The organism is Marinobacter salinexigens, from assembly GCF_008370345.1.
Lineage (GTDB): Bacteria > Pseudomonadota > Gammaproteobacteria > Pseudomonadales > Oleiphilaceae > Marinobacter > Marinobacter salinexigens.
Window position 1 is genome coordinate 82250 of record NZ_VTUU01000011.1, and the last position, 9696, is coordinate 91945.

7 protein-coding genes and 1 pseudogene are annotated in these 9696 nt (G+C 55.2%); 5 read left to right on the plus strand and 3 right to left on the minus strand.

Annotation, left to right across the window (positions count from 1 at the left end):
* Positions 1 to 250 precede the first annotated feature (250 nt).
* Positions 251 to 1024 (minus strand): enoyl-CoA hydratase, encoded by a 774-nt coding sequence (locus FWJ25_RS17045; protein WP_149601467.1) that lies wholly within the window; start codon positions 1022 to 1024, stop codon positions 251 to 253.
* 185 nt (positions 1025 to 1209) lie between these two features.
* Between FWJ25_RS17045 and FWJ25_RS17050 the strand changes: the two genes are divergently transcribed.
* A complete protein-coding gene (locus FWJ25_RS17050) occupies positions 1210 to 2724 on the plus strand; it encodes a fumarate hydratase (RefSeq protein WP_149601468.1) in 1515 nt (504 codons plus the stop codon).
* A gap of 50 nt (positions 2725 to 2774) precedes the next feature.
* Here the strand turns inward: FWJ25_RS17050 and FWJ25_RS17055 are convergent, their stop codons facing one another.
* Positions 2775 to 4229 (minus strand): protein adenylyltransferase SelO, encoded by a 1455-nt coding sequence (locus FWJ25_RS17055; protein WP_149601469.1) that lies wholly within the window; start codon positions 4227 to 4229, stop codon positions 2775 to 2777.
* A gap of 283 nt (positions 4230 to 4512) precedes the next feature.
* Here FWJ25_RS17055 and FWJ25_RS17060 point away from each other — a divergent pair, with 283 nt between their 5' ends.
* The 3 genes from FWJ25_RS17060 to FWJ25_RS17070 are packed head-to-tail and all read left to right on the plus strand — an operon-like array spanning position 4513 to position 8291.
* Positions 4513 to 5316 (plus strand): HAD-IIB family hydrolase, encoded by an 804-nt coding sequence (locus FWJ25_RS17060; protein WP_149601470.1) that lies wholly within the window; start codon positions 4513 to 4515, stop codon positions 5314 to 5316.
* A gap of 21 nt (positions 5317 to 5337) precedes the next feature.
* Positions 5338 to 6564, plus strand: coding sequence for a glycosyltransferase family protein (locus tag FWJ25_RS17065; protein WP_149601471.1), 1227 nt, complete (start codon positions 5338 to 5340; stop codon positions 6562 to 6564).
* Positions 6561 to 8291: a sugar phosphorylase gene (locus tag FWJ25_RS17070; RefSeq protein WP_149601472.1), complete on the plus strand. Its 1731-nt coding sequence runs from the start codon at positions 6561 to 6563 to the stop codon at positions 8289 to 8291. Before FWJ25_RS17065 ends, FWJ25_RS17070 begins: the two co-directional genes overlap by 4 nt.
* Positions 8292 to 8298: 7 nt before the next feature.
* On the opposite strand, the gene FWJ25_RS17075 is transcribed toward FWJ25_RS17070, so the two are convergent.
* Positions 8299 to 9324 (minus strand): NADP-dependent oxidoreductase, encoded by a 1026-nt coding sequence (locus FWJ25_RS17075; RefSeq protein WP_149601473.1) that lies wholly within the window; start codon positions 9322 to 9324, stop codon positions 8299 to 8301.
* A gap of 176 nt (positions 9325 to 9500) precedes the next feature.
* Between FWJ25_RS17075 and FWJ25_RS17080 the strand changes: the two are divergent.
* A pseudogene (locus FWJ25_RS17080) lies at positions 9501 to 9696 on the plus strand (contractile injection system protein, VgrG/Pvc8 family); the annotation flags it as partial.

Sequence of the window (9696 nt, forward strand, 5' to 3'; positions counted from 1 at the left end):
TTATGTTCGGCAGCTGACGGGGCCGGTCTCTGATCCGGTAAGCCCGTTGTCAGTGGCCTTTCCTGCTAGAACGATTGTCTGAAATTGTAGCCAGCACTAGAGCCAATTTCTGTAACTCTGACTATAGCGACAGTATGGCAACTGTTGATCAGCCGAAAGTGTGATTCTTTCCTTCAGATCGTCCAGCGTAAGAGGTGCCCGGCATTCCTGAAAAATAGTTGGGAGTTAGTGGTTTGTCGAGCAGCCAGACTTACTCGAAACCGGAGTAATCCGGTGCCCGCTTTTCCATGAATGCACGAAAGGCCTCGGCGGCTTCCGGTGACTTCAGTCGTTCCGAGAACAGGGCGCCCTCGGCCAGCATGGTCTCCCTCAACTGCTCGGTGGTAGGGCGGTTGATAAGGGTCTTGGCTGCCCGGATGGCAGCGGGTGGTTGTGCGGCAAGTTGTTTGCAGGCTGCAAGGGCAAGGCTCTCGGTGTCCTGCGCGGGACAAACCCTGTTGATCAGACCGAGCCGGAAGGCATCATCTGAGCTGAACGTATTGCCCAGCATCAGCAACTCGGCAGCGCGCACGCGTCCCAGCCAGGAAGGTAATAGAAGGCTTGAGCCCCCTTCGGGACACAGCCCTAGGTTGGTGAAGGGCATCTGGAAACGGGCGTTATCGCCCGCGAATACCATGTCACAGTGCAGCAGCATGGTGGTTCCGATACCGACAGCGGGGCCGTTAACCGAGGCAACAACAGGCTTGGTTGCCGTGGCGAGCAAAAGGAGAAAGCGGCCAACCGGAGTTTCCTCGAAGGCGCCGGGCAGGCCCTGGGCAAAATCGCCAAGATCGTTGCCGGCAGTAAAGCATTCCTCGCTGCCGGTGAACAGAACGCAGCGGATGCCTGGTTCGGTACCGGCCCGTTCCAGAGCATCGCCCAGAGCGGTATACATATCGTGGGTGAGGGCGTTCTTGCGATCTGGCCGGTCGATCCGAACCGTCAGGATATGGTCTTCAAGGGTAGTGCGAATCAAGTCTGTCACGGTAACTCCTGGGTGCTTTTTATCATTTGAGTAGGATGGTACCTTTTTTCGATTGTTTTTTTCATATCCATTGATAGCGAGTTCGCCTTCTGTCGGATCACTCGCAGGCCGGATTTTCTGGTAAACTTCGGCCTCCCGATTTTGCCGATGGCACGATACAACGATATCTACATGATGAGGGGCCTATGACCACCGTAATCCGCCAGAACGATCTGATCGAAAGCGTAGCGGACGCGCTGCAGTTCATTTCCTACTACCACCCGAAAGATTTTATCCAGGCTGTTTACGAGGCCTATCAGAAGGAAGAGTCCCAGGCCGCGAAAGACGCCATGGCCCAGATCCTGATCAATTCCCGGATGTGCGCCCAGGGCCACCGCCCGATCTGTCAGGATACCGGTATCGTCACCGTTTTCGTTAACGTCGGTATGGATGTGAAATTCGAGTGCGATCAGCCTCTGGATGATGTGATCAACGAGGGTGTTCGTCGCGCCTACACTCATCCGGACAACGTTCTGCGTGCTTCTGTACTGGCTGACCCTGATGGCAAGCGCCAGAACACCAAGGACAACACACCGGCCATCATCCATTACAAAATGGTTCCCGGCGACAAAGTCGAAGTACATGTGGCAGCCAAAGGCGGCGGCTCCGAGGCGAAGTCCAAATTTGCCATGCTGAACCCATCTGACTCTGTTGTGGACTGGGTTCTGAAGATGGTTCCTCAGATGGGCGCTGGCTGGTGCCCGCCGGGTATGCTGGGTATCGGTATCGGTGGTACCGCTGAGAAAGCAATGGAGTTGGCCAAGGAGTCGCTGCTGGACCCGATCGATATTCACGATCTGCAGGCCCGTGGTGCCTCCAATCGTGCTGAAGAGCTGCGTCTTGAGTTGTTCGAGAAGGTTAACGAACTGGGTATCGGTGCTCAGGGCCTGGGCGGTCTGACCACGGTTCTGGACGTGAAGGTCAAGGATTACCCGACCCACGCGGCCAACAAGCCGGTTGCGATCATCCCGAACTGTGCTGCAACCCGCCACGCTCACTTTACCCTGGACGGCACCGGTCCTTCTCTGCAGACCCCTCCGAGCCTGGATGACTGGCCGGAAATCACCTGGGAAGTGGGTGAGAACGTTCGCCGGGTGAATCTGGATACCGTCACTCCGGAAGACGTCAAAGACTGGCAGCCGGGTGAAACGGTTCTGCTGTCCGGAAAGATGCTGACGGGTCGTGATGCTGCCCACAAGAAGATGGTGGACATGATCGAAAACGGCGAAGAGCTGCCGGTCGACCTGAAAGGCCGTTTCATCTATTACGTTGGCCCGGTCGACCCGGTTCGCGAAGAGGTGGTTGGTCCTGCTGGCCCGACAACCGCAACCCGCATGGACAAGTTCACCAACACCATGCTGGAGAAGACTGGCCTGACTGGCATGATCGGTAAGGCCGAACGTGGCCAGGTTGCGATTGATGCGATCAAGCAACACGGTGCTGTGTACCTGATGGCTGTGGGCGGTGCGGCCTACCTGGTCTCCAAGGCCATCAAGAATGCCGAAGTGGTTGCGTTCGAAGAACTCGGAATGGAAGCGATCTACGAGTTTGAGGTGGAAGATATGCCGGTGACGGTCGCTGTGGATTCACGTGGCAGCTCGGTTCACCAGACTGGCCCGGTCGAATGGCATGACAAGATCATCGCTGCCAAGGCAGTCTGATCCGTTAGTGTAGTACCGGAAGGGGGCAGGTTAGTCTGCCCCCTTTTTTATCAGCTTGAGCAACTGATATTCAGGTGTTTGCCCCAATCCGGCGGTAGTGCCGCATAGTCTTCATTCTCAGGCTGCTCGTCGAAGGGTTTTTTCAGTACCTCCAGCAGCTTCTTCATCGGTTGATAATCGCCGTTCTGGGCTTCCAGAATAACCTGCTGGGCGAGGTAATTTCGCAGGATATACTTGGGGTTCACCTTCCGCATGGCGTATTCGCGCTCGTCATGTGCCCTTTCTTCAAGTTTCAATCGATCTTCGTATCGGCCTAACCAGGCGTCAGCAACGCTTCTGTCGACAAACAGATCCCTTATCGGCGCGTGGCCGTGGGTCCATAGGTTGGATAGTCCCCGGAAGAAGCGTGTGTAGTCGATCCGGTGCTCGTGGAGCATGCTGAATGTCTCCATGATCAGGCTGTGGTCGCCGTCATCTTCCTGCGCCAGTCCGAGTTTGTCCCTCATATTCTGGCGGAATCGGGAGTTGTAGGTGATTTCGTAACGGCGCAGCGCCTTACGTATATTGTCTTCATCCATGATCGGCAGAAGGGCGTTAGCGAGGTACTGGCAATTGGTAAAGCCGATCTGGGGCTGTCGGTTATAGGCGTACCGTCCTTCATGGTCGGAATGGTTGCAGATAAATCCAGCGTCGAAATCGTCCAGGAAGGCAAACGGCCCGTAATCAAAGGTGTCGCCGATAATTGACATGTTGTCGCTGTTCATCACGCCGTGGCAAAAACCGACAGCCTGCCAGTCGGCCACCAGGCGAGCAGTGCGCTCAACCACTTCCTCAAACCAGCGTTGATGGCGCTCGTCTTCCGGCAGCTCGATCAGGTGAGGGAAGTGCAGGGCGATGACATGTTCCAGAAGTGTTTTTACAGCCTCCGGGCCTTCGTGATGCGCTGCAAATTCGAAGTGTCCAAAGCGGATATGGCTCTGAGCTACACGGACCAGCGCGGCGGCGGTCTCGATGGACTCTCTGCGTACCGGGTCCGTGGCGCTCACCATGAATAGAGCGCGGGTTGTCGGTATGCCGAGCCCGTGCATGGCTTCGCTACAGAGATACTCACGAATGGTGGACCGCAACACGGCCCGGCCGTCTCCGAACCTTGAGTAAGGTGTGATGCCTGCGCCCTTGAGATGCCAGTCCCAGCGACGTCCGTCCGGAGACGTTGTTTCCCAGAGCAGTAGCCCCCGGCCATCGCCGAGTTCAGGGTTATACACGCCGAATTGATGGCCGGTGTACTTCATGGCCACCGGGTCCATGCCTTCCAGTAGCTCACAGCCGGCACCGACACCGGTCCAGTCGTTTTCCGAGCTGGCGGAGAAGCCCATTTCATGAGCCAGATCGTGATTGAAGCAGGCCATGCGGGCACCGGAGAGTGGGCTGGGTTGTACCCGGGTATAGAAACTGTCCGGGAGCTCCAGATAACGGTGTTCAATACGAAAGCCGTTGTTTCCCATAATGTGCTCCTGCTCCCATCTGGTATGAATGCTGCTGATCTATTTCATTGACCTATGCTGGATATCAGCACAGGGAATCTCGAGACATGCAGTAAGGCACGCAAGAAATCCGTTGGTGCTTCCTATGATACGGAAAAAGGCCGGTAGTTTGGGGAGTTCGAATTCCCGCTAATGCCTGGAGTTCCAAAATGGTGCACACCAAAAGTTGCCGCTCTTATTTGGTGCGAAAGTCTTTAAGGTTCCAGGTGAATATTTTTACGTTTAAACAATAGGGAAAGAATTCATGATCAGGCCCCGCTTACTCGTTATTTCCGATCTGGATGGCACGTTGCTGGATCATCAGGACTATTCCTGGCAGCCCGCCTTGCCCGCTTTGGAAAAGCTTCGGGGCGCAGGTATACCGTTGATTCTCAACTCCAGCAAAACAGCGGAAGAAATACGCAAATTGCGGGAAGAGCTTGGAAACACAGATCCTTTCATTGTCGAAAATGGTGCAGCTGTGGTGATTCCGGCGGGCACTTTTGGTGATGCCGGGGAAACCGTGGTGAATTTTGGGGCGTCGCGCTCGCAGGTACTCGACGTCCTCTCCAGGCTAAGGGTCAGAGGGGCTCGTTTCCGGGGCTTTGAAGACATGTCCGTCGCTGAGCTGGCGGAGCTCACCGGCTTGACGCCGGAACAGGCCGAGCTGGCGAAACGGCGCCTGGGAACGGAGCCGCTCATCTGGGAAGGGTCTGAGGAGGAGCGGGTCGAGTTTGAGGCCGGGCTGGCTGCAGAAAACCTGAGGTTAGTGCAGGGGGGGCGCTTTTTTCATGCGATGGGCGTCTTCGATAAAGCCGATGGGGCCCGTTTTTTGCTGGAGAAATATCAGGAGCGCTATGGCGGTGGGCCGATCATCGCAATTGCATTGGGGGACAGCCCTAATGATCAGCAATTGCTGGAGTCGGCTGACATACCGGTCGTCATCCGGGGTGTGAACAGTGATGACGTCCAGTTGCCATCCGCCAAACATGCCATGCGCTCCCTCAAACCCGGCCCTGAAGGTTGGAATGAGTGTGTGCTCAATCTCCTGTTTGAGTACGGGTACTAGCACTATAAGAAGGAGAGCCCCATGGGCGACTTTTACCAGAATGGCATTATCACCACCCTCCATAATCTTGTTCGTCGTCCGGTTGAAGATCTCGAAGCGGACTTGATGGAATTCCGTAAGGCGAGGCCCATGTCATTAGTGCTGCCGTCGCTGTTTTCCGAACTCGAAGGGCCAGCCCTGAAGAATATTGTTCACGAGTTGGCGAAGGTGCCGTATCTGGATCAGATCGTCATTGGTCTGGACCGGGCAAACGAAGAGCAATACCGGTACGCTCTGGAATACTTCTCGGAGCTACCTCAGAGCAATGTGCAAGTGTTGTGGAACGATGGCCCACGGCTCAGGGCGATTGACCTGCTTCTTCGGGAGCAGGGCCTGGCGCCGACAGAAATGGGCAAGGGGCGTAATGTCTGGTACTGCTTCGGCTATGTACTGGCTTCAGGTATCGGCAAATCGGTTGCCCTGCATGATTGCGATATTCTGACCTATTCCCGGGATCTTGTTGCCCGGTTGATCTATCCGGTGGCTAATCCCGGCTTCAACTATATGTTCTGCAAGGGCTATTACGCTCGTGTCGCGGATAGCAAAATGAATGGCCGGGTCAGCAGGCTGCTGGTCACACCACTCATTCGGGCTCTCAAGAAAGTCTGCGGTCCCAATGACTTCCTTGATTACCTGGACAGCTATCGTTACCCGCTTGCCGGTGAATTTTCCTTCCGCACCGATGTCATCAACGATCTCAGAATCCCCAGTGATTGGGGGCTTGAAGTCGGAGTCCTGTCGGAAATGAAGCGGAACTATGCCACCAACAGGCTATGCCAGGTGGATATTGCTGATGTCTACGACCACAAACATCAGGAGCTTTCTCCTGAGGATGCCAGTCGCGGGCTATCGAAAATGAGCATGGACATCGCCAAGGCTCTGTTCCGAAAGCTGGCCACCAACGGCGAAGTGTTTTCTCCGGAAACTTTCAGGACCATCAAAGCGACCTATTTTCGGATTGCGTTGGATTTTGTGGAAACCTACCAGAATGATGCGGTGATCAATGGCCTGACGTTTGATCGCCACAAGGAAGAAAAGGCGGTGGAACTGTTCGCTCAGAATGTGATGAGGGCAGGGTCGTATTTTCTGGACAACCCCATGGATACCCCGTTCATTCCAAGCTGGAACCGGGTGACCAGCGCAATCCCCGACATCAAGGCACAACTGCTGGAAGCCGTAGAGCTGGATAACGAGGAGTTTCGGCCATGACCCATCCGCTAAAAACCAAACTGGTTTCCATGCTGGAGGTGGTTTATCCGTCGCTGGATTGTGACTACCTGGCTGGGCAGTTGTTGGAAACGATGGGGCTGCCTCCGGACCAGCCTCTGCCGCCGGCCCACCAGAATAACTGGGACGAGTCGGATGTGGTCTTGATTACGTATGCCGATACGGTCCAGAAGGAAGGTGAAAAGCCGCTGGTGACCTTGCATCAGTTCCTGGAGGATTGTCTGGCGGACACCGTGTCGTCCGTGCATATTCTGCCGTTCTTCCCGTTCAGTTCGGACGATGGCTTTGCGGTCATGGACTATCTGGCTGTGAATGAATCCCATGGTGACTGGGAAGATATCGAAGCCATCGGCAAGGACTTCAAGTTGATGGCGGACCTTGTGATCAATCACATGTCGTCCCGCAGCAGGTGGTTTGAGAATTTTAAAAAGCGCGTCGATCCCGGAAAAGACTATTTCTTTGAGGGCAACCCGAAAGATGATCTGAGCGCGGTGGTTCGTCCCCGTACCTCGCCACTGCTGAATGCTGTCCAGACTGAAGACGGAGAACGGCATGTCTGGTGTACCTTCAGCGAAGACCAGGTGGACCTCAATTTTGCCAACCCTCAGGTTCTGATCGAGTTTGCCGGGATTATTCGCAAGTACCTTGAGCATGGCGTCATTATCTTTCGTCTCGACGCTGTGGCGTTTCTCTGGAAAGAGCCCGGTACGCCATCGATCCATCTACAGCAGACTCATGAGCTGATCAAAATTCTGCGTCTGTTAATCGAGCACCACAGCCCGGAAGCGGTCATCATCACCGAAACCAACGTTCCGAACCGGGAAAACCTTACCTATTTCGGTAACGCCAACGAAGCGCACGTGATCTACAACTTCTCGCTGCCACCGTTATTGATCAATACGTTGATAACAGGCGACTGCCGTCACCTGAAAACCTGGCTGATGAGTATGCCGCCGGCCCAGATGGGTACGACCTATCTGAACTTTATCGCCTCCCACGACGGTATTGGAATGCGGCCGACGGATGGCTTGCTTTCTGAGGAAGAAAAGCAGCGGCTGATCAATACCATGGATTCGTTTGGCGGAAAGGTGTCCTATCGGCGCACCGCCGATGGCCGGGACCAGCCCTATGAGGTGAATATCGCGCTCTATGACGCGTTGAAAGGGACGGCTGAATCAGGTGCGGATCACTGGCAGTTGCAGCGTTTTATTTGTGCCCACACAGTGATGCTTGCCCTGGAGGGCATCCCGGCCTTCTACATTCACAGCCTGCTGGCAACAGAGAATGATCTTGAACGGGTAGAGCATACCGGTCGGCTTCGTTCCATCAACCGTAGTCAGTGGCAGCTGGATGCACTTGAGGAAGAGCTGGAAAACCCACTGAGCCATCACAGTAAGGTTTTCCATGAGTTGAACCGGCTGATTGCCATTCGCCGCAAACAACCGGCATTCCACCCCAATGCGACCCAGTTCACCCTGCACCTGGGGCTGCAGGTTTTCGGCTTCTGGCGTCAGAGTATGCGGCGTGACCAATCTGTGTTCTGCATTCACAATATCAGTGATGAGGTGCAGCAGATTGCGCTCAGCGACATCAATCTGATTGGTACAGACCACTGGCTCGATCTGATCTCGGGGATGAAGATTGATGACCTGTCCGGATCGATCACGCTTAAGCCCTATCAGAGTGTATGGCTGACCAACCGGGAGTAATCCGGAATCAGTCCGAAATATGAACCAGTTGTTTGCCGAAGTTCTGGCCTTTCAGCATGCCTTTAAAGGCCTCCACGGCGCTTTCGAGGCCCTCGGCGACGGTCTCCCGGTACTTCAGCTCGCCTGATGCCACTCGGGAGGCCAGAACGTCAGTTACTTCCCGATGCTTATCCTGCCATTCGGTGACCAGGAAGAAGCGGTGCTCCGGTACGGGATCAAGGGTCTTGAGCACATCGAAGGGAGTCTCAACGGCTGCCATGTTCGTGGCATTGTAGGCAGAGACATAGCCGCAGATGGGTACACGGGCGCCCGGGTTGAGCAATGGTGCAACAGCGCGGGTTACGGCTCCACCGACGTTTTCAAAATAGATGTCTATGCCGTCAGGGCAGGCGGCTGTGAGATCGGCTTCCAGATTGCCGGCCTTGTAGTCCACACAGGCATCAAAGCCCAGTTCATTCACGACAAAACTGCATTTCTCCGCCCCACCGGCGACGCCGACAACCCGGCATCCTTCGGCTTTTGCGGTCTGGCCGACAACGGTGCCAACCGGGCCCGAGGCTGCTGAGACGACGACCGTTTCACCGGCTTTGGGTTTTCCCACATACATCAACCCGCAGTAGCCAGTGCGGCCCGGCATTCCGGCAACTCCGAGGTAAGCCTGAAGCGGAACGTTGTCTTTCTGGCGGATTTTATAAACCATGGGTGCATCGCCGGGAAACGTCACGTACTCCTGCCAGCCGGAGTAGCAGGTGACCAGATCACCAACACTGAATTTGTCAGACCGGGATTCAACAACACGGGCGACACTTTCGCCCACGATGGGGTCGTCTATGGCGATCGGGTCCATGTAACCCTTAGCGTTATTCATGCGGGGACGCATATAAGGATCGAGTGACAGCCAGAGAACCTTGACCATCACTTCGCCATCCTGGGGAGCGCGGGCCGGACGATCCTCAAGTACCAGATCCCCCTGCTGGATTTCACCCTGTGGGCGCTTTTTGAGGACGATCGCTCGGTTTTTGTATTCGCTCACAATTAATCTCCAGTTGCATAATGAAACCAGATTAGGGTGGCGGAGATTTGCGTCGGGGTCAACCTCTTGTCATGCGTGTCGTCGGTTTCGGGGTTTTATTCTCAGTGGCGATGGTTATAATTTGATTCGCGCTCAGGATGAGCCGAATGAATTATTTATCTTCAAGGATCGAAGACATGCCCCAGGCAAGCGGACTGCAGTTCACCGCCCGTGTTGGTGAACTCCCCCCAGACTTATTCGCCGTGGTTGGCTTTGCGCTGACCGAAGGCCTTTCCGAACTCTTTCACGGCCGACTGAAACTGGCCAGTACGGATCCCGCTATCCAGCCCTCTGATGTGCTGGAACAACCTGTAAATCTGGTGGTGTGGCAGG